Annotated in this window: 28 protein-coding genes and 2 pseudogenes; 21 read left to right on the top strand and 9 right to left on the bottom strand. The window is 46.1% G+C overall.

The window, feature by feature from the left end:
- Positions 1–11: 11 nt before the first annotated feature.
- A complete protein-coding gene (locus CXL14_RS16930; protein WP_014417513.1) occupies positions 12–1,505 on the top strand; it encodes a UxaA family hydrolase in 1,494 nt (497 codons plus the stop codon).
- Positions 1,506–1,538: 33 nt separating this feature from the next.
- Here CXL14_RS16930 and CXL14_RS16925 read toward each other — a convergent pair whose 3' ends face one another.
- Together CXL14_RS16925 and CXL14_RS16920 are read right to left on the bottom strand one after the other, a co-directional pair.
- Entirely contained in the window at positions 1,539–2,303 is a 765-nt protein-coding gene (locus CXL14_RS16925) for a sulfite exporter TauE/SafE family protein (RefSeq protein ID WP_007610763.1), read from the bottom strand.
- A gap of 144 nt (positions 2,304–2,447) precedes the next feature.
- Positions 2,448–2,915 (bottom strand): DinB family protein, encoded by a 468-nt coding sequence (locus tag CXL14_RS16920; RefSeq protein WP_021494037.1) that lies wholly within the window; start codon positions 2,913–2,915, stop codon positions 2,448–2,450.
- 204 nt (positions 2,916–3,119) lie between these two features.
- On the opposite strand from CXL14_RS16920, the gene CXL14_RS16915 reads away from it, so the two are divergent.
- From CXL14_RS16915 to CXL14_RS16910, 3 genes are all read left to right on the top strand, one after another.
- Complete coding sequence (locus tag CXL14_RS16915; protein ID WP_087920760.1) at positions 3,120–4,256, top strand: Rap family tetratricopeptide repeat protein; 1,137 nt, start codon at positions 3,120–3,122, stop codon at positions 4,254–4,256.
- Entirely contained in the window at positions 4,246–4,380 is a 135-nt protein-coding gene (locus tag CXL14_RS20105; protein WP_003154881.1) for a PhrA family phosphatase inhibitor, read from the top strand. The genes CXL14_RS16915 and CXL14_RS20105 overlap by 11 nt, the downstream gene beginning before the upstream one ends.
- Before the next feature lie 142 nt (positions 4,381–4,522).
- Complete coding sequence (locus CXL14_RS16910; RefSeq protein ID WP_014417515.1) at positions 4,523–5,476, top strand: N-acetylmuramoyl-L-alanine amidase; 954 nt, start codon at positions 4,523–4,525, stop codon at positions 5,474–5,476.
- 37 nt (positions 5,477–5,513) lie between these two features.
- Here the strand turns inward: CXL14_RS16910 and CXL14_RS16905 are convergent, their stop codons facing one another.
- The gene (locus CXL14_RS16905; protein ID WP_007610770.1) at positions 5,514–5,891 is read right to left on the bottom strand and encodes a PH domain-containing protein; all 378 of its coding nucleotides are present in this window, start codon (positions 5,889–5,891) and stop codon (positions 5,514–5,516) included.
- 109 nt (positions 5,892–6,000) lie between these two features.
- Here CXL14_RS16905 and CXL14_RS16900 point away from each other — a divergent pair, with 109 nt between their 5' ends.
- Both CXL14_RS16900 and CXL14_RS20245 read left to right on the top strand, forming a co-directional pair.
- On the top strand, positions 6,001–6,606 hold the full coding sequence (locus CXL14_RS16900) for a poly-gamma-glutamate hydrolase family protein (RefSeq protein ID WP_014417516.1): 606 nt from the start codon (positions 6,001–6,003) through the stop codon (positions 6,604–6,606).
- Positions 6,596–6,742 carry a hypothetical protein gene (locus CXL14_RS20245; RefSeq protein ID WP_014721040.1) on the top strand — a complete coding sequence of 49 codons (147 nt, stop codon included), beginning with the start codon at positions 6,596–6,598 and terminating at the stop codon, positions 6,740–6,742. The genes CXL14_RS16900 and CXL14_RS20245 overlap by 11 nt, the downstream gene beginning before the upstream one ends.
- On the opposite strand, the gene CXL14_RS16895 is transcribed toward CXL14_RS20245, so the two are convergent.
- Together CXL14_RS16895 and xre are read right to left on the bottom strand one after the other, a co-directional pair.
- Positions 6,729–7,319, bottom strand: a complete 591-nt coding sequence (locus CXL14_RS16895; RefSeq protein WP_014417517.1) for an ImmA/IrrE family metallo-endopeptidase — start codon at positions 7,317–7,319, stop codon at positions 6,729–6,731. The two genes, CXL14_RS20245 and CXL14_RS16895, sit on opposite strands and share 14 nt — an antisense overlap.
- Before the next feature lie 147 nt (positions 7,320–7,466).
- Positions 7,467–7,805: an HTH-type transcriptional regulator Xre gene (gene xre / locus CXL14_RS16890; protein ID WP_003154871.1), complete on the bottom strand. Its 339-nt coding sequence runs from the start codon at positions 7,803–7,805 to the stop codon at positions 7,467–7,469.
- A 190-nt stretch (positions 7,806–7,995) separates the two neighbouring features.
- Between xre and CXL14_RS16885 the strand changes: the two genes are divergently transcribed.
- From CXL14_RS16885 to CXL14_RS16820, 15 genes and pseudogenes are all read left to right on the top strand, one after another.
- Entirely contained in the window at positions 7,996–8,175 is a 180-nt protein-coding gene (locus CXL14_RS16885; protein ID WP_014417518.1) for a hypothetical protein, read from the top strand.
- Positions 8,165–8,992: a phage portal protein gene (locus tag CXL14_RS16880; RefSeq protein WP_014417519.1), complete on the top strand. Its 828-nt coding sequence runs from the start codon at positions 8,165–8,167 to the stop codon at positions 8,990–8,992. Before CXL14_RS16885 ends, CXL14_RS16880 begins: the two co-directional genes overlap by 11 nt.
- On the top strand, positions 8,892–9,692 hold the full coding sequence (locus CXL14_RS16875) for an ATP-binding protein (protein WP_014417520.1): 801 nt from the start codon (positions 8,892–8,894) through the stop codon (positions 9,690–9,692). Before CXL14_RS16880 ends, CXL14_RS16875 begins: the two co-directional genes overlap by 101 nt.
- A complete protein-coding gene (locus CXL14_RS20240) occupies positions 9,692–9,868 on the top strand; it encodes a hypothetical protein (RefSeq protein ID WP_014417521.1) in 177 nt (58 codons plus the stop codon). The genes CXL14_RS16875 and CXL14_RS20240 overlap by 1 nt, the downstream gene beginning before the upstream one ends.
- A gap of 88 nt (positions 9,869–9,956) precedes the next feature.
- The gene (locus CXL14_RS16870) at positions 9,957–10,298 is read left to right on the top strand and encodes a hypothetical protein (protein WP_014417522.1); all 342 of its coding nucleotides are present in this window, start codon (positions 9,957–9,959) and stop codon (positions 10,296–10,298) included.
- A complete protein-coding gene (locus CXL14_RS16865) occupies positions 10,288–10,491 on the top strand; it encodes an XtrA/YqaO family protein (RefSeq protein ID WP_003154859.1) in 204 nt (67 codons plus the stop codon). The genes CXL14_RS16870 and CXL14_RS16865 overlap by 11 nt, the downstream gene beginning before the upstream one ends.
- 106 nt (positions 10,492–10,597) lie before the next feature.
- Positions 10,598–11,110: a sigma-70 family RNA polymerase sigma factor gene (locus CXL14_RS16860; RefSeq protein ID WP_012117362.1), complete on the top strand. Its 513-nt coding sequence runs from the start codon at positions 10,598–10,600 to the stop codon at positions 11,108–11,110.
- A gap of 112 nt (positions 11,111–11,222) precedes the next feature.
- Positions 11,223–11,777 (top strand): annotated as a pseudogene (locus tag CXL14_RS16855) (XkdQ/YqbQ family protein); the annotation flags it as partial.
- Between the two features lie 2 nt (positions 11,778–11,779).
- Positions 11,780–12,247 (top strand): annotated as a pseudogene (locus CXL14_RS16850) (hypothetical protein); the annotation flags it as partial.
- 12 nt (positions 12,248–12,259) lie between these two features.
- Positions 12,260–12,631, top strand: coding sequence for an XkdW family protein (locus CXL14_RS16845; protein WP_014417525.1), 372 nt, complete (start codon positions 12,260–12,262; stop codon positions 12,629–12,631).
- Positions 12,632–12,635: 4 nt separating this feature from the next.
- Positions 12,636–12,833 carry an XkdX family protein gene (locus tag CXL14_RS16840; protein WP_007610833.1) on the top strand — a complete coding sequence of 66 codons (198 nt, stop codon included), beginning with the start codon at positions 12,636–12,638 and terminating at the stop codon, positions 12,831–12,833.
- Positions 12,834–12,889: 56 nt separating this feature from the next.
- The gene (locus CXL14_RS16835) at positions 12,890–13,651 is read left to right on the top strand and encodes a hypothetical protein (RefSeq protein ID WP_014417526.1); all 762 of its coding nucleotides are present in this window, start codon (positions 12,890–12,892) and stop codon (positions 13,649–13,651) included.
- A 51-nt stretch (positions 13,652–13,702) separates the two neighbouring features.
- The gene (locus tag CXL14_RS16830) at positions 13,703–13,966 is read left to right on the top strand and encodes a hemolysin XhlA family protein (RefSeq protein WP_003154815.1); all 264 of its coding nucleotides are present in this window, start codon (positions 13,703–13,705) and stop codon (positions 13,964–13,966) included.
- A 13-nt stretch (positions 13,967–13,979) separates the two neighbouring features.
- Positions 13,980–14,243: a phage holin gene (locus tag CXL14_RS16825; RefSeq protein WP_003154813.1), complete on the top strand. Its 264-nt coding sequence runs from the start codon at positions 13,980–13,982 to the stop codon at positions 14,241–14,243.
- A gap of 13 nt (positions 14,244–14,256) precedes the next feature.
- A complete protein-coding gene (locus CXL14_RS16820; RefSeq protein ID WP_007407257.1) occupies positions 14,257–15,135 on the top strand; it encodes an N-acetylmuramoyl-L-alanine amidase in 879 nt (292 codons plus the stop codon).
- 34 nt (positions 15,136–15,169) lie between these two features.
- Here CXL14_RS16820 and CXL14_RS20455 read toward each other — a convergent pair whose 3' ends face one another.
- From CXL14_RS20455 to CXL14_RS16805, 4 genes are all read right to left on the bottom strand, one after another.
- Entirely contained in the window at positions 15,170–15,295 is a 126-nt protein-coding gene (locus CXL14_RS20455) for a hypothetical protein (protein ID WP_003154809.1), read from the bottom strand.
- Between the two features lie 96 nt (positions 15,296–15,391).
- Positions 15,392–15,562, bottom strand: a complete 171-nt coding sequence (locus CXL14_RS16815) for a type II toxin-antitoxin system SpoIISB family antitoxin (RefSeq protein WP_014417527.1) — start codon at positions 15,560–15,562, stop codon at positions 15,392–15,394.
- Positions 15,563–16,309 carry a type II toxin-antitoxin system SpoIISA family toxin gene (locus CXL14_RS16810; RefSeq protein ID WP_007407256.1) on the bottom strand — a complete coding sequence of 249 codons (747 nt, stop codon included), beginning with the start codon at positions 16,307–16,309 and terminating at the stop codon, positions 15,563–15,565.
- 103 nt (positions 16,310–16,412) lie between these two features.
- On the bottom strand, positions 16,413–17,411 hold the full coding sequence (locus CXL14_RS16805) for an inorganic phosphate transporter (RefSeq protein WP_003154805.1): 999 nt from the start codon (positions 17,409–17,411) through the stop codon (positions 16,413–16,415).
- Positions 17,412–17,419: the final 8 nt, after the last annotated feature.

Raw genomic sequence — 17,419 nt, 5'->3', positions numbered from 1 at the left:
GGGGAAGTAAAATGAAAGAGGTCATAAAAATCCATAAAAACGATAACGTGCTTCTCGCCATGCGCCATTTTAACAAAGGGGAGCGGCTGCATACAGACGGACTGACGATTGAAGTGAAGGACCCTGTAAAGCGGGGGCATAAAATCGCGCTGCAAACCATTGAAGAAAACGGCAGCATCATTAAATACGGTTTTTCGATCGGGCGTGCGACAAGGCGGATTTCGGCCGGCGAGCATATTCATACCCATAATCTGCAAACGAATTTATCCGATGTGCAAGAATACACGTATTCACCGCGCTTCGAGGACAATCCTTTTACAAATGAGAACCGGACATTTAAAGGCTACAAAAGAGAAAACGGTACATCCGGCGTCCGGAATGAACTGTGGATCGTGCCTACAGTCGGCTGCGTAAACGGCGTCGCTGAGAAAATCCTGCAGCGCTTCGTAAAAGAGGCGAAAGACATTGCGCCCTTTGACAATGTGCTGGTTTTAAAGCACCAATACGGCTGCTCCCAGCTTGGCGATGATCATGAGAATACGAAACAAATGCTGATAAACGCCATCCGTCATCCAAATGCGGGCGGTGTGCTGGTTTTAGGGCTCGGCTGTGAAAATAATGAGCTGGCGGCGATTAAGGAAACGCTTTCTGAAGTGAACGGAGATCGGGTGAAATTTCTCGAATCACAGGCTGTCACAGATGAAATTGAAGCAGGGACTGCGCTACTTAAAGAGATACACCTTGCGGCAAAGGGAGATAAACGTGAGGAGATTCCGCTGTCAGAATTGAGCATCGGATTGAAGTGCGGCGGGTCGGACGGTTTTTCCGGCATCACCGCAAACCCTTTATTAGGGAGATTTTCAGATTACTTGATTGCACAGGGAGGGAGCACGGTCTTAACGGAGGTGCCTGAGATGTTCGGCGCTGAGACGATTCTCATGCAGCGTGCGGCGAGCGAAGAAGTGTTTCATAAAACAGTCCGATTGATCAATGATTTCAAGCAATATTTTATGAAGCACGAGCAGCCGATTTATGAAAACCCGTCACCAGGGAATAAGGAAGGCGGCATTTCAACGCTCGAAGACAAGTCGCTCGGCTGCACCCAAAAAGCCGGTCTTGCACCGGTTTCTGATGTGCTGACATACGGTGAAACCCTGAAAACAAAGGGATTGACACTGCTCAGTGCGCCCGGCAATGATTTAATCGCTTCTTCAGCGCTCGCCGCGGCGGGCTGTCACATCGTTTTGTTTACAACCGGAAGAGGCACGCCGTTCGGCACATTTGTCCCGACTGTGAAAGTATCAACAAATACCGATTTATTTCAATCAAAGCCTCATTGGATTGATTACAACGCGGGCAGATTGGCGGAAGACCAAACAACAGAAGATCACATTGTAAGAGATTTTATTCAATACATTATTAAAGTTGCAAGCGGAGAATGCGTCAATAACGAAAAAAACGATTTTCGGGAGCTTGCAATCTTTAAGTCCGGTGTGACGTTATAAGGGAAAAGGCGATCTGACAACAGACCGCCTTTTTTATATTAATTTTATTCCGCTGATTAAAATAATCGCCGCCATCACAAATTGCAGCGGGCGCGGTGAGAATTTCGGCGAAAAGAAGCTGCCGAGAAGCACACCCGGCACAGAGCCGATCAACAGATTCAATACAAGCAGGTAATCGACGCTTCCGAAGCTTGCGTTTAACAGACCGGCAGCAGTTACGAGCAGAAAGGCATGTGCGATATCCGTTCCCACTACTTCTGCCGTTTTCATTCTGAACAGGTATAGCATGGCGATCGCAAATAACGAGCCGGACCCAATAGATGTCAGGCCGACGATGAAGCCGAAAATGACGCCGATCAATATCATGAGTGTCCGCTTTTCTTCAAGCGTTTTTTGCTGCCAGCGGTTCGGCCGCAGTTTTTTATCGAAAAAAAGGCGGGCGATAATGGAAATGGCGACAAGGGTCAGCACGTAGCCGAGCGCCTGTTTGATAATCTGCTCCTGATGCTGGTGAAAAGCGGGAAACAAGTGAAGAACACCGATGGCGGCTGTTGCGCTGGGAATGCTCCCGAGCGCCAAGTAGCCGACAAGTTTAAATTGAACGGTACGCTGCTTCCAATGAGAAACGACACCGAACAGTTTGGTGATGGAGTTATATAAAAGGTCAGTGCCGACGGCGATTGAGGGGTTGATCCCCAAAACGATCAGTAAAGGAGTCAAAAGCGCCGCTCCTCCCACACCCGTCAATCCGACCAGCGTTCCGACAAAGAAACCCATAAACACAATGCTTACAGTCATCTGTGTGCCTCCTGAATAATCCTACTATTTTTATCAGATTATATATGATTAAGAGGCGGTAATCAATTAAATTTTCGGAAAATTTTATACAGAACAAAAAATCCGCCAGCCTGCTGTTATGTCGCAGACCGGCGGATGGCCGGATTATGATTTTTGCTGATAAAACGGAAGTTCCGTGTGGCCCATTTCTCTGACATACACGAAAAGATTGCCTTTATGATGAATTTCATGCTCCATGGCAAGCTGAAGGAGAGCCGCGCCGGTCACTTTTCTGCCGAAAGAGGCGGTCAGGTCAATTTCGCGGTTCAGCTGCTCTTCAGTCAGCTGTGACAGGATGTCTGTCGTTTTTTCAGTACATGCTTCCGCCAGTTTGACGAGGTCTGTTTCCGCTTCTTCTTTCGGTTTGTTCTGGATGGCTGATCCGTTTCCGTCGTTAATGACGTTTGCAAACATAAGAAAAGAATAAACGATGTGTTTTACAAGTTCCTGAGCGGACATTGATGTCTCTGCCGGTTTGTAGTCGTAATGCTCGCGGCTGATTTTTTCCGCCAGTTCAATCGTCACGTTTCGATGTGACAGAAAGTGGCTGACCAATTGATTTTGTGCTGTCATGTGATAACCCCCATTTAATACAGAATAAAAGCTGCAAGGATATGCTATATCAACGGCACGGAAGAAACAAGCAATACGCTTGTGACGGAGATAAATCGTTGCGGATATCCGAAATTCGACAATTGCGGTCTTTTTGCGTTCTTCTTTTTCTAGCAAATATGATAAAATATGACATATCTCGGTCATTCCAAAAGGGGGGATTTATTGAGGATGAAGCAGACTATTCCGTCCTCTTTTGTCGGGCTCAAAATTAATGAATGGTATACCCATATCCGGCAGTTTCACGTCCTTGAGGCGGAGCGCGTCAAGCGTGAAGTAGAGAGAGAGATCGAGGATATGGAAGAAGATCAGGATCTGCTGCTGTATTATTCATTAATGGAATTCAGACACCGTGTCATGCTGGATTACATCAAGCCCTTAAAGGAGGACCCTTCTCAGCCTGAGTTTTCAGAATTATTGGAAGACATTGAAGGCAACCAGTATAAACTGACAGGACTGCTTGATTACTACTTTAATTTTTTTCGAGGAATGTACGAATTTAAACAGAAAATGTTCCTAAACGCCATGATGTATTACAAACGGGCTGAAAAAAACCTTGCACTCGTTTCTGATGACATCGAGAAAGCTGAGTTTGCTTTTAAAATGGCCGAGATATTTTACAACCTGAAACAAACCTACGTCTCCATGAGTTATGCCGTTCAAGCCCTTGAAACGTACCAATCGTATGAGACGTACAACGTCCGCAGAATCCAATGTGAATTCGTTATTGCAGGGAATTATGATGACATGCAGTATCCAGAAAGAGCATTGCCCCACTTAGAACTTGCTTTAGATCTTGCAAAACAAGAAGGCAATCCCCGTCTTATCAGTTCAGCCTTATATAATCTCGGAAACTGTTACGAAAAAATGGGAGACCTCTCTAAAGCAGCCGAATATTTTGAGACATCCGTTTCCATTTGCAGGTCAGAAAAGTTCGATAATCTTCCGCATTCTATTTACTCATTAACACAGGTTCTTTATAAACAGAACACTACAGCCGAAGCAGAGAAGCAATACCGCCTCGGGCTCAGTATCGCCCGCGAATACAATGATGAATTGTTTGTGAATCTGTTCCAATTTTTACATGCGTTATACGGCAAGGAAATGGATAACGCATCCGTCAGGCACACGTTTGATTTTCTGGAAGAACACATGCTGTATCCGTATGTGGAAGAATTGGCGCATGATGCTGCCAAATTTTACATGAAACACGGACAGCCTGAAAAAGCGCTCACGTTTTATGAAAAAATGGTGCACGCCCAAAAACAAATCCAGAGAGGAGATTGTCTATATGAAATCTAAACTGTTGTCAGGATTGCTGCTTGTTGCTGTCGGGTTCAGCTTTACACAGGTGATCGGCCATGAAAGCCATTTGGAAAACCAAGCGGACGGCACATTCCATATTGCCGCGCGCAACCAAACATAACATAAAGACCCTTCTTTGGAAGGGTCTTATTTTTTGCATGCGTATCCATTCCATTTTTATCCGAATGCAGGGTCTATATGCTCAAGTTATCTGTCCTACGAATGCCACCTATTGATGAAAAAGGCATAAGGAGAGATGAAGAGTGGGGATTGAAGTGAAAAAACGGCTCGTATCGGCTGATAAATATGCGTTAAAATGTCCGAATCCGATGACGCCGGAGTATATTACCATTCATAACACGGCAAACGACGCATCCGCCGCTAATGAAATCAGCTATATGACGGGAAACAGCGAATCAACGAGCTATCATTTTGCGGTTGATGACAAAGAAGTGATCCAGGGAATTCCGTTGGACCGGAATGCCTGGCATTCGGGAGACGGCACGAACGGTACCGGAAACCGAAAGTCGATTGCTATAGAAATCTGTTACAGCAAGTCAGGCGGCGAACGGTACAGAGCCGCAGAAGAACTGGCGATTGCGTTCGCGGCGCAGCTTTTGAAAGAACGAGGCTGGGGGATTGACAGAATCAGAAAGCATCAGGACTGGAACGGAAAGTACTGCCCGCACCGCATTTTGTCTGAAGGCCGCTGGGATGAAGTGAAGGCGAAGATTGAAAAGAAATTAAGCGGAAGTATGCCGGCGAAAAAAGCCTCTATTTCTTCTTCCGCCTCTGAATACCATGTGAAAAAAGGCGACACCCTATCGGAAATCGCCGCATCGCACGGTGTCAGCATAAAATCGCTGCAAAGCATCAACCATATCACCGATCCGAATCACATTACAGTCGGACAAGTGATCAAGCTCGCTCAGACGGGTTCTTCTTCAAAAAGTCAGGCTGTGCCTTCCTATCCGCTTCCATCCGGTGTGATCAAAGTGACGAAACCGCTGACGAAAGGGACAAACGTAAAACAAGTGCAAAACGCTTTATCCGCTCTTTATTTTTATCCCGATAAAGGAGCAAAAAATCATGGGGCGGACGGCGTTTACGGTCCGAAAACGGCAAATGCCGTAAAACGTTTTCAATCCGTCAGCGGATTAACGGCAGACGGAATTTACGGCCCGAAAACGAAGGCGAAAATTGAAGAAAAACTGTAATCAATAAAACGGAAGCTCCCCGGGCTTCCGTTTCTTCTTACATACAAACTGCGGCAAGGGCCTTTTGAATATCATAAATGCTTTCATCTTTTTTAAACTGCTTTGAGACAGCGGGAAGTTCCGCGCCTGAAATCCAAATTTTCAGCTCTGAATCAAGGTCAAAGCGGCCGGCGGTTTCTACGCTGAATCTGGAAATGCTCTTGTACGGAATGGATTGAATCTCCGTTTTCTTCCCCGTGAGTCCCTGTTTATCAACAAGAATAAGACGCTTATCCGTAAAGACAATAATATCTCGGACGAGCTTAAATGCGGCGTTGACATTCTCACCTTCCAGCAGAATACGGGCCAGTTCTGCTTTTGCTTCAGCCGTCGATATTGTCGACGCATTGCCCAGCAATCCATTGATGAACCCCATGATATATCCCCCCTGATACGTATTCTATCAAATCATACTATAAAAAGGTTTCCATTCCCAGATGAGTAGAGTAAACTGATGCTGACTGGAAAAGGAGAGCATGTTACACATGAAAGATAGATATGACAATTTCGCAGCCCTTTCTGCTGCTGAATCGGAATACAGAATTATTTATGAAGAAAAAGTGGGAAGTAAATGTATCGTCCTCGCTCCCCACGGCGGGAGAATTGAACCGGGTGTCAGTGAGCTGGTGCGGGCATTTTCTGACCAAAGCTCAATTTACTTATTTGAAGGGACGAAGCGGTGCAATAACCGTTCTCTCCACTTGACAAGCACACGCTTTGACGAACCCCTGGCTTTAGAAAAAGTGACCGCCCATCATTACGGATTGGCTTTTCACGGGTATCATGATCTGAAAAAGGCAAATACACTCGTCGGGGGCGCGGATCTGGAAAAAGCAAGACTGATTTGTGATCTGCTGCGTGAAGCGGGATTTGATGCCGAGCTGACAGAGAAGAATGATCGGCTGGCAGGTGTAAATCCCGGCAACATTGTCAATCGGACAAAAAGGAAAATGGGGCTGCAATTGGAAGTGAGCACGGCGCAGAGACACGCGCTGTTCAGCAATTTTGGCTGCCGGGGAGAAAAATATACGCCAACCGATCTGTTTTTTCGGTATGTAGAAGCCGTGAAGGCCGGTTTTTATGATAAATGAACAGGGGGCCTGGAGCTATGCGGCGCAAGAAGTGCTTGGCGGGCAGCACGGTGAGAACAGCGTCATGATGCAAAAACCTTTCCTGCGATTTAAAATGATGACATTCTGCCGGCGGAGAATCGCTAATTTTCAATAAAATACGGCGTTTTTTCTTCAGCGGCATGCAAGTGTGTCTGTCCGCTTTCATAATACCCATTCGGCCGCTTGTCGGATAACAGACAAGTGAGCCGCTTCTGAAATTGAATACCTGCTTTACGCCGTTCAAACAGCTCCAGCCTTTTTTCCGCAAATGATGCCGTCACCCGGAAAGCGGCTGCGATTAAAATAACGGCATGGCTTCTCCGCTGGGGAAGCTCCATGTTTAACAGCATAAAGGTCGGCACACAGAAGTGGTACATAAAATGGTTGGCCTGAAATTCCTGCAGTTCCCTGAACAGCTTGTTCATATGAAAATGGTTGCCGGTATGCTTCAGCACATGGCACAGTTCGTGCGCAAAATCCTGCCATTGCTCTTCGGGTGACTTTTTTTGGTTCAGGACGATGCTGTACATGCCGTCCCGCTTCAGCATCATACTGTGCGTATCTTCAAAATGAATCCAAATGTCAAGCTCCTTGGCAATCATCTGCATATCAATATGGAGAGGGGCGGTCATTCCCATGCGGCAATATAAGTTTTTGACGTATTCCTCAAGATGTGTTAAAAAATCGCCCAATTGAATACACCCTTTCGAACATATGTTCTTTTTTAGCGAGAAAGAAAAGCCCTGATCGGACTTTGAATCAATTCCCTTTTCTTTTAAAAATAAACATTCAGCTTTTATATCGGCTGAACGTTAAGCAGTTTAAAGGAAAAGAGCGGATTATTTATGTTTCGGCCTGCGGTTTTTCTCTTTTTCTTTTAAATAATTAATGAATTCAATGGCCTGCTGCTTGCTTTCCGGCGAAAAGTCCTGCATGTCCCGATATGCTATCTGCAGGTCGGGATCGGCAAACATGTCTTCATCTGAAGGTTCTTTTCCGGTTAACAAATAATCAGTCGACACTTTGAAATAATCCGCAAGCTTTTGCAGCGTGTCGTAATCGGGTTCAGATCGGCCGTTTTCATAATGAGAATATCTGGCGCGCGAGACACCGATATGATTTGCGACTTCTTCCTGCGTTTTCTTTCCTCTGAGACTCTTTAATCTTCCGCCTATCATCCGAATGACCTCTCTTTTTTCAACACCCTAAGTTACTTATGATTATAGATACAAAATGTATCAAAATAAAGAGATGATAAAAAAAGTATCAAAAAGGTCTTGATGATACGAAATGTATCGTATATAATCAACATCATAAGGATACAAAATGTATCAAAATACGATAAGAAATTGATCAGGAGGGTGAGAGATGCAGCCGATAATCATCCGTTTCAGCAGCAATCCGGCTGACCAGAGATGTTTAGGGAAAGCAGGCGGTTCGATATCTTTTACCGCTTGCGGACTTCCGGTATTCCGATTTGATAACCGATTGCAGTATGAACGCTATATAAGTCTGAAGAAAAACGGAGACGTCCAATATGAATCGTAAAAGCTACCCGTTTTTCATCTATTCCGGATTATTGAATTCAGAACATTATGAAAAAATAGGGTCCGCCATATGGCTGTTTTTATGGTTCATCAGCTCAACGACAAAGGAACACGTAAAAGACGGCGTAAAGTGGGGGATCGTCCTCGGTCATAAACCCGTAAAAGCAAAAGAAATGGCCGACGTATTTGCCGTCAGCGAAAAAACCGTCAGACGGTGGCTCGAGAGCTTGGAACAGCATGAATATATCAAAACCGTCCGCGCCCCTTACGGACTCATCGTCTCCGTAAAGCACTCGAAAAGATTCACGCCGAAAAAGACATTGACCCGTCCGGAAGTCACAGACCGGACAATATCGGCGGATCACCGGGACAAAAATGTCCGGAGAGAAATAGATATAACAAAAAATCATACTGCTGAAGAAGCGATTAACGACATTGCCGCCCATTTTATCAGATTAAGGTCTGCACAGGAGGGGCGGAGCGTATACCCCTCGCCCCGGGATTATCAGGCCATCGCCCGTATTGTTTCCCTCGGTGCGTCAGCACAAGAAGCAATCAAATGGCTCGGCGAATGCTTTACCGCTTTTGAACAGCGGCGCACCTCTTCAGCTGAAACGATCAAGGCTTTCAGCTATTGCGCCAAGTATATGGAAGACCGCTTGAATGCACGAATTGCGGGAAGGACAATCACAACAAAAAAAGAGAGGAATACGATACATGACAAAACGAACGATCGAGCAGATACTGGCCGACCTGAAAAACGGAAAACGTCCATTACTGGCGGACAGACCGGAAGAATCAGACGAAAGCCGCTTTGACTGTCCGCTCTGTAAAGATCAGGGCGGTTATCTCAAAAACCAGCTGGGAATGGATGTGTGGGTTAAGTGCCGCTGCGCCGCCGAACGAAAAGCAGAGCGCATCCTCAGCGCAAGTGAGATTACAGGCGCCTTTCGGAAGCTGGATTTCAAAGGATTTATCACGCGGGGCAAGCCTCAGGCAGTCGTCGACGCATATGAGTGCGCCCTTGAATATGTTGAAAACTTCGACAAGATTAAAAACTGCCGGAAAAACAGCATTGCCCTTTTAGGGCGTCCGGGATCGGGAAAAACCCATCTTTTGACCGCTCTCAGCAATTATGTCATGAGACAGAAGCAGACACCGGTGCTGTATTTTCCTTTTGTGGAGGGCTTTACGGATTTAAAAAATGATTTTGATCTGCTTGATGCAAAGCTTGGCCGTATGAAACAGGCGGATGTGCTTTTTATTGACGATCTGTTCAAACCGCTGAACGGAAAACCCCGGGCGACCGATTGGCAGATTGAACAAATGTACGCCGTCGTGAATTACCGCTATTTAAATCATAAGCCGGTTCTTATCTCGAGCGAGCTGGCCTGTGACGGACTGGTGCAGGTTGATGAAGCCTTGGGCACAAGAATTTATGAGATGTGCAGCGATTATTTAGTCATCATTAATGGCAATTCATTTGACGTAAACCACAGATTAGAGGGGGCGAGATAATGTGTAAGCTGTGCGGGCCGAAGAAGGTCATTGTGACGGAAACGGGTTTCGGCGCTGTCTTTCACCCTTGCCCGAACTGCAAAACAGGCACTGATTTAACGCCGGTCATTAAACGTCTTGAGCGAATGGTTCAAGACGCAAAAGTGAGGCTTGATGCACGTGTGCAAATATATTAAATGGCTTTTTTGCCTGCTGTTCAGGGCGAAACGGATAGAAAAGCAAATTGAAGCATGGCATGAGGCTGATGGAAAGTGAGGATAACCATTGCAAGAAAAACACAGCCCCGCTCCATGGCGGGCCGTACACAGCGGAGAAGAAAAACCCATTTACATTTATTCCGCTTACAGCGAAGCGGATAAAGAGAAGTTCCCTTATTCAAACGGAAGGCTCATCGCGGCCGTTTTCAACTTAAGTTCATACTCTCAGCAGATCAACGCGGCATTGATGGCGAAAGCCCCGGAACTTTTTGAGGCGGCCGAAACGGCTCTCCGCCTGCTCCGGGGAGAAAGTTCTGAAGAAAAAGAAGCGTTTATAAATCAGCTCGAAAGCCTCATACATGAAGTAAACATCCTGAAAAAGACGGAGGACGTAAAACATGAATCCTAAAAAACTGACCGACATTGAACATACAACATTAAAAAGCCAGCTGGAAGAAGGCAAGGTTCGGGTGATTATTGTAGACGGACTGAAAAAGGAAGCATGGCTCGCCGAAGCGCCGGAGCACGGCAAAACGCTTGTCGAAACGCGAAAAGGGGATCTGGCCCGGGTCGAATATGAAATCGGCTTTAAATTGAATTAAAAACAGAATACGTCCAAGACGGAAAGCCTGCGGACACTGATCAATCGCGCACATGCTGCGCATTGGTTGGTGTCCTTTTTTTGTTCCGAAAAAGAGGAGGATCTACATGGAAGACTTACTATTTGAATATAAACGCACGCTGAAAGAGACGAAAAAGTGGTACAAGCAGCTGGAGGAAGCCGATGAAACGGTGCTTACTTCAGAAGAACTGAAAGATAAAAAAATCATCAGAACAATCATTACAGATGTGGAATATGTCATCGAATGGCTTGAAAAAGGCCGGCAGCCCGGCATAAGAAGAGCGATAGACCGCAGAGACGCTTATCAGAGAATGCTGATTAAAGATCCGAGAATTATAGAAACCTATTCACAGGCGCTGATGTTTGAACCTTCCGCAAATGTGACTGAAGAAGACAGAATCAGACTGCGGGACGCATTAGCCGTTTTAACGGATAGAGAAAAAGAAATGCTGCTGCTCCACAAAGCGGAATGCTTTTCATATGAACGGATCGCCGCCTTGCTGAATGTAAAGAAATCAACCGTACAGACGACGGTCAAACGGGCGCTTCTAAAAATTCAAAAACAGCAAGAACAAAGAAATCAATCGCCTGCTTCATAAGTTGTCATACGTTTGCCACCTAGAAGTGAACAGACGATCACAAAAAGCGGCCCGATTAGAAGCCGCTTTTTATTATAGACAATCATGTCGGAGGTGGCGGTGATGCCGTAGCATGAAAAACGCAAAAAGAGAACAGGCATTTACAATCTATCAGTCTCATCAAGGCCGCATCACAAATCGCGCCCTTGCCGGCAAATCAGGCGTATCCGCAAGAACGATCGGCAGATGGAAAAAAGAAGGGCGCTGGGACGAGGCGCTCCATAAGAACGCGGAAAGCGGCGGAAAAAACAACCCGGGCGAAGGTGATGAGTTAAACGAACGCCAGCGGCTGTTTTGTCTTTATTATGTGAAAAGCTTTAACGATACAAGTCTTTACGATATGATGCTAAAAGCGTTAAAGCAGACAAAAAGCCAGACGGGGCGCAATTATCAGCTCTATTCAGAAAAAGGCAGGCTCGGCTTGCGTGAATGGCCGGAGCCGTCTGACATATGGGTGCTGGAAACAGGAGTTAATATCACAGGGTATCAATACAGCACCTCAATTGATGATACCGCAACCCGTGTCGTCATGCGGCTGCAAAAAGACGATAAAACCGTGAAGGCTTCCGCCTCAGACAGCGCGGGCATGAAAACATTCGGCGTTTTGCAGTATACCGAAACGGTTTCTGCATGTTTCATTTTACCTCTCTTGACAGTGAGGGAAAGGGAACGTTTGGGTATGTCATTGCCGTCGATTATAAAAATAATATGTTCACGAACTATTTGGATTTGAACTTGGGCTGGCAGGGCTGGCGGCGCCTCGTTACTGAACTTGATACTGAGAATGTACCTTGGATAAATGTTCCTTATAAAAATGGCGCTAAATCAGGAGACAGGCCGCTTCAATACCGCAAAGTGGGAAACACCCTTCACCTGAACGGACACGTTCTTACGGACAGAGAAGTGGTATTTGGGAGTGTGCCATCCTCTTGTGCGCCGGCCAAAGGCGTTGTAACGATGGTTGCAGCCAGCGGCACCACCGGTTACAGCAAATTTATTATTTATTCTAATGGAGATATGAAGCTGACGGGAATTATGGCCAATATAGAAAATAACGTGAACGGCTATTATATTGACCTTGTTTTGGCACTCACGTAAAGGAGCGAGAATATGAAATTAATATTTCCGTATGACAATGACAACATTTATACAGGCACTCCGGTTGAGCTTTATCCGGATTCTGAGACAGGAGATTATTTGATGCTGGCTAACGCTGCGGACTTTCCGCCGGAAATAAACGGCGAAGGCATGTGGCGCCCATTTTTTGATGAAGAGAAACAAGAATGGGTGGAAACGGCTGACGAAGTATATAAAGACAGCTTAAAAAAAGATACGGCTCCCGATTCAAACCAGCTTGCAGGCTTCGGCGGACAGCTGGCGAATGAGAAATTGGCCAGAAAAGCAGCCGAACAAGCGCAGCAGTCACTCGGCAGGCAATTAGCGTCTTTAAAATTAGAATTATTAAACGTAAAAGGAGAATGAAAAAATGAAGAGACTTAACTTTTGGGTTTACGCTTTGTTTTATAAGTGGGCCTCAATAGAAATGGTAAAACAGGCTATGGGCTATGATGACTGCTCTGCCGAAGATCTGGCTGAAGGTGTGGCCGCGAAGTATATCACGCCTGAGGAATTTCAAGAAATAACGGGTGAAACATACGAAAACTATAAAAATGCTGTGTCATAAGCCAAACGGCTTTTTTTATTTGTCATTTTTAATAAATGAGAAAAGGAGGACGGCCGATGAAAAAGCATTCATTTGAATTTCCCGCCGATCAACTTGGCAGACCCGGCGCAGTAAAAGCTTATCGCGGTAACAAAAACGATTATGTCACACCGGTTGCTGATTTGTCCGGAATGACAGAGCTTCTTACCAATACGCCGCTAGAAGCGATTGAAGTATACAGCCAATTCGGACAAGACCGTTTAGGAGCCGTCTTAATAGACAGAGCACAGGGGTGGGCTTATTCGGACCGCAGCGGAACTCTTTTTATCGAAGAGAGCGAGGATAACAATTCGTGGACGGCTTCACATTCTGTCGCAGTTAAAGGCGGAGTGCTGACCGCTTCGGGGTGGGTCAGCCTGACAAAAAGATATTATCGGTTCCGTTTTGAAAATGGAAATCAAAAGCAGTCCGAATTTGTTTTATACCAATCTGTCGGTACGGGCGGTGATATGGCGTTTTCATATACAGACGTGATTTTTCATGAAAATGCAGCAGAGGCGGGCGAGGGAAGCATCTTCTCGGCGGGCGCTTGGAAAAAACTTCTCGTCGAAATCACCGGCACGGCTGAGTCGGGCCATGTCGCGTTTTGGGGGAGATCCATCTCGGGAAAAAATGTGCCGATCAGAGGAATCAGGTCTGAAGACGGAACATCAGCCGCCGGTACATCAGGCACAGACGAAGTGTGGTTATTTGATATTGCCGGCTTTAAGGAAATCATCATGGAAATCAAGAGCATTTCCGGCGGGAGCCTTTCTGTCAAAGGCACGGCATTTTCTTAAGAATGAAACTTCCGAAGGGAGGTGAGAACAATGTAAGAGGGGGGAGCGGAAGTGCTTCTGGATGAACAAGCGGTGCAAAAAGAATTCGCAGGCATCAAAGGTGAACAAAAGGTGCTTGAACAGCGGGTGGCCGCATTAGAGCGGGTATCCGACCGGCAGGATCAGCAAATCATGACGCTGAATGAAAAACTGAACAAAATTGACGAAAACACAACATGGATTAAGCGGACCATTACAGGAGCGATCGTGACAGCAATCTGCACGGGCGTCATTGGCGGAGCCATCGCCATCATGTACAATCTGCTGCAAAAGTAGGGGGGAAACCGATATGAAATTCGCGGACAAAGGCACGGTCGTCAGGACGGTGCTTCTTTTGCTTGCTTTATTGAATCAAACTTTGCTGATGTTCGGCAAATCGCCGCTGAATATTCAGGAGGACCAGGTCAGCCAGCTTGCAGATACGCTGTATGCCGCCGGGTCGGCCGTTTTTACAATCATAACGACTGCCGCCGCCTGGTTTAAAAACAATTACGTTACAGCAAAAGGGAAAAAACAGCAGGCTTTATTAAAAATAAACAATTTATCGAAATAGGAGAGATGAGAATATGGTAAAAATCACACAGGATTTTATCCCGGCAGGAAACAATAACCGCCCAGGCTATGCAATGACACCGATTTACATTACGGTGCACAATACAGCCAATACCGCAGTCGGAGCTAACGCCAAAAGTCACGCAAGCTATGTGAAAAATCCCGATACACCGACAAGCTGGCATTTCACAGTCGATGATACGGAAATTTATCAGCATCTTCCGCTGAACGAAAACGGCTGGCATGCCGGTGACGGAAACGGGGACGGCAACCGTAAATCCATCGGTATTGAAATTTGTGAAAACGCAGACGGCAACTTTTCACAGGCCGTGGCAAACGCCCAATGGCTCATCCGCACATTAATGACGTCGCACGGCATCCCGCTTGCGAATGTCGTTGCGCACAAGCATTGGTCAGGAAAGCTTTGTCCGAGAAGACTGTTGGATACATGGGATGAGTTTAAAGCGGGAATCGGTTCTGGGGAAAGACAGACGTATACCGTCCAAAAAGGAGATACGCTGTCAGCGATCGCGCGGAAATTCGGCGTCAGCGTGGCCGATCTGCAGAAATGGAATAACATCGCTGACCCGAACCTGATTAAAGTCGGACAAGTACTGATCGTCAGCCCGCCGGTTGAAGCACTGTATTCTCTTCCGGACGAGGTGATTCAGCTGACAGAGCCGTACACGTCCGGTGAAAAGGTATACCAGGTGCAAAACGCGCTCGCCGCGCTTTATTTCTATCCTGAAAAAGGAGCTGTCAATAATGGCATTGACGGTATCTACGGTCCGAAAACCGCAGATGCCGTGGCCCGCTTCCAATCTGTAAACGGACTGACGTCTGACGGCGTCTACGGTCCCGCTGTAAAAGCGAAAATTCTGATGCAGCTTTAACAAAAAAGGCTGAGTCCCGTTCACATTGCGGGATTCAGCCTTTTTTCTTTTTTAACCGGTTCAATAGCCCGAGATTCCTCGCCCGCATCCTCAGCGAATAAGCGGAAAGCCCGAAGCGTCCGTAATCCACAAACTTTACGCGCCTGACAATTTTCTTCACATCATCACCTGTCGCATCTCTTTGTTAGTTTTATTATATGAAAGATAAGGAAAAAAGGAATAAGGACAAGAGCCGTGTCTCCTGTCCTTAGTGTAATCAAGCTTTTTTTTGTTTATACTTGTCAATCAGCCGCTCGTTTTCTTTGAAAATTCTGGCGGTATGAGGGCTGACCTGGTAACTTGCGATACTTGTCATTGAACGTTTTTTAAACATTTTGAACGGTTTCGCTCTTTTTTCCGGCTGCCCGTTTTGAAATGCCTGCTCCATTTAACCGTCACCTTCCTCTTCTATTGGCAGCATTAAATCATAAATGCTCGTTAGCGATGTGAAAAGCAAATAATCGAATTCCGTCAACAGGTTTTCCGACGTGAGTTTGATCACGTAATGGCGGTTCTGGACTGTAAACGGAATAAGCACAAGCCTGCCTTTTTGATCATAGTAGACGTCTTTACGGTTAAGACGGGACTGAACGTCTGCCGCATCAGGCATATGCTCCGTCAAGCGGTCCTTATCCGATTGTGCGGAATAGTCGCACAAGGAAGCCGTGACATTCATTTTTTCGGCATAAGCGGCCAGCAGTCTGCTGATGCCTTCCGCATAAGCTTCTGTACTTCCATAATATACATGGATCGGTTCATTTTTCAACAGATATTGATAGGTTTTCAGTTTTTCAAGATAGGAGTGAAGCATTTCGTTATTTTCTTCTAAAATTTCCCGCGTATCCGTCTCTAATTCATTGCCGGCGAGCTTTTTGATATACGCGCTCAAAAAGATAAACGCATCAATAAGGGCAAAGCAGACGGCAACAATCAAATATTGTCTCCATGCGGCAAAGAGCGATTCGGGATCATATGTCCAATAGACCATGGAGCCCAGTACAAATAGTAAATACCACGTTTTACGGATGGCAAACATTTTTTCTTTTACCTTTGCCTCATACCGCCAGGATGCGTACACATATAAAATGAGTGCGGCCGCCATCGTCCACACCATAATCTGAAAAAACAAAAGCATGAGCATCCCTCACAATTTGAAAAATGGTCTGCTATGTTCATTCTATGTCATGACATCATTTTCCTGTCACAAAAAAACCGCTTCTGTAAAGAAGCGGATGTCATCAGAAAAACAGATCTAAGATGAAAAAGGCGATGGCGCCGAGTGTACCTGCAATCGGCAGGGTGATGACCCATGTAATGAGCATCCGTTTAGCCGTTCCCCAGTTTACGCCTTTTACGCGGTGGGAAGCGCCCACACCGAGAATGGAAGACGAAATGACGTGTGTCGTGCTGACAGGGAGATGAATAAACGTGGCCCCGAAAATAATGGCTGCGCCGGTTAAGTCGGCAGATACGCCGTTTACCGGACGGATTTTCATAATTTTTCCGCCGACGGTTTTAATGATTTTCCAGCCGCCAATGGATGTGCCGAGACCCATTGCCAGGGCACAAGAGAGCTGCACCCAAAAAGGAATGGCATCACTTTTATGTAAATTGGCCGTCATAAGCGCCATCGTAATGATACCCATCGCTTTTTGCGCGTCGTTCGTTCCGTGTGTATAGGACTGAATGGCAGCCGTCAAAATCTGCACTCTGCGGAAGCGTTTATTTGTTTTCGCCAGATTGCTGTCTTTAAAAATCAGCTTCACGATCGAATATACGATAAAGCCGAGAACAAAGGCGATGATCGGTGATAAAATAAGTGCTTCGATAATTTTAATGAACCCTTTATAATTAAGAGTCGCAAAACCTGACGCTGCAATGGCCGCTCCGGCGATCGCTCCGATAATCGCATGTGAAGAGCTGCTCGGAATGCCGAAATACCATGTGATCAAGTTCCAGGCGATTGCGGCGAGTAGAGCCGCCAGAATGACAACTGACCCGTTGTCTAATGTATAAGGATTCACAATGTCCTTTGTAATGGTTTTCGCCACACCGGTAAATGTCATCGCTCCGAGAAAGTTCATGATGGCGGCCATGACGATTGCGTGCCGCGGCTTCAGCGCTTTTGTCGAAACTGAGGTGGCGATTGCGTTTGCGGTATCGTGAAATCCGTTAATGAAGTCAAATACCAAAGCGCATATGACAATTAATATCGTTAAAAGTAATAGAGTATCCATTATAACCC

This window comes from Bacillus sp. SJ-10 (assembly GCF_002843505.1).
In the GTDB taxonomy this organism is placed as follows: domain Bacteria; phylum Bacillota; class Bacilli; order Bacillales; family Bacillaceae; genus Bacillus; species Bacillus velezensis.
Note: the sequence above shows the minus strand (reverse complement) of the source record. Positions and strands in the feature narration are given on the sequence as shown.

Bases quoted from the DNA above. Each gene is read 5' to 3' on its own strand.
- CXL14_RS16875 (WP_014417520.1), top strand. From the start codon at position 8,892: ATGACAAAACGAACGATCGAGCAGATACTGGCCGACCTGAAAAACGGA.
- CXL14_RS16805 (WP_003154805.1), bottom strand. From the start codon at position 17,411: ATGGATACTCTATTACTTTTAACGATATTAATTGTCATATGCGCTTTG.
- CXL14_RS16845 (WP_014417525.1), top strand. From the start codon at position 12,260: ATGAAATTAATATTTCCGTATGACAATGACAACATTTATACAGGCACT.
- CXL14_RS16905 (WP_007610770.1), bottom strand. From the start codon at position 5,891: ATGGGGTTCATCAATGGATTGCTGGGCAATGCGTCGACAATATCGACG.
- CXL14_RS16900 (WP_014417516.1), top strand. From the start codon at position 6,001: ATGAAAGATAGATATGACAATTTCGCAGCCCTTTCTGCTGCTGAATCG.
- CXL14_RS16880 (WP_014417519.1), top strand. From the start codon at position 8,165: ATGAATCGTAAAAGCTACCCGTTTTTCATCTATTCCGGATTATTGAAT.
- CXL14_RS16840 (WP_007610833.1), top strand. From the start codon at position 12,636: ATGAAGAGACTTAACTTTTGGGTTTACGCTTTGTTTTATAAGTGGGCC.
- CXL14_RS16835 (WP_014417526.1), top strand. From the start codon at position 12,890: ATGAAAAAGCATTCATTTGAATTTCCCGCCGATCAACTTGGCAGACCC.
- CXL14_RS16810 (WP_007407256.1), bottom strand. From the start codon at position 16,309: ATGCTTTTGTTTTTTCAGATTATGGTGTGGACGATGGCGGCCGCACTC.
- xre (WP_003154871.1), bottom strand. From the start codon at position 7,805: ATGATAGGCGGAAGATTAAAGAGTCTCAGAGGAAAGAAAACGCAGGAA.
- CXL14_RS16860 (WP_012117362.1), top strand. From the start codon at position 10,598: ATGGAAGACTTACTATTTGAATATAAACGCACGCTGAAAGAGACGAAA.
- CXL14_RS20245 (WP_014721040.1), top strand. From the start codon at position 6,596: ATGATAAATGAACAGGGGGCCTGGAGCTATGCGGCGCAAGAAGTGCTT.
- CXL14_RS16820 (WP_007407257.1), top strand. From the start codon at position 14,257: ATGGTAAAAATCACACAGGATTTTATCCCGGCAGGAAACAATAACCGC.
- CXL14_RS16865 (WP_003154859.1), top strand. From the start codon at position 10,288: ATGAATCCTAAAAAACTGACCGACATTGAACATACAACATTAAAAAGC.
- CXL14_RS20105 (WP_003154881.1), top strand. From the start codon at position 4,246: ATGAAATCTAAACTGTTGTCAGGATTGCTGCTTGTTGCTGTCGGGTTC.
- CXL14_RS16920 (WP_021494037.1), bottom strand. From the start codon at position 2,915: ATGACAGCACAAAATCAATTGGTCAGCCACTTTCTGTCACATCGAAAC.
- CXL14_RS16925 (WP_007610763.1), bottom strand. From the start codon at position 2,303: ATGACTGTAAGCATTGTGTTTATGGGTTTCTTTGTCGGAACGCTGGTC.
- CXL14_RS16825 (WP_003154813.1), top strand. From the start codon at position 13,980: ATGAAATTCGCGGACAAAGGCACGGTCGTCAGGACGGTGCTTCTTTTG.
- CXL14_RS16885 (WP_014417518.1), top strand. From the start codon at position 7,996: ATGCAGCCGATAATCATCCGTTTCAGCAGCAATCCGGCTGACCAGAGA.
- CXL14_RS20240 (WP_014417521.1), top strand. From the start codon at position 9,692: ATGTGTAAGCTGTGCGGGCCGAAGAAGGTCATTGTGACGGAAACGGGT.
- CXL14_RS16815 (WP_014417527.1), bottom strand. From the start codon at position 15,562: ATGGAGCAGGCATTTCAAAACGGGCAGCCGGAAAAAAGAGCGAAACCG.
- CXL14_RS16930 (WP_014417513.1), top strand. From the start codon at position 12: ATGAAAGAGGTCATAAAAATCCATAAAAACGATAACGTGCTTCTCGCC.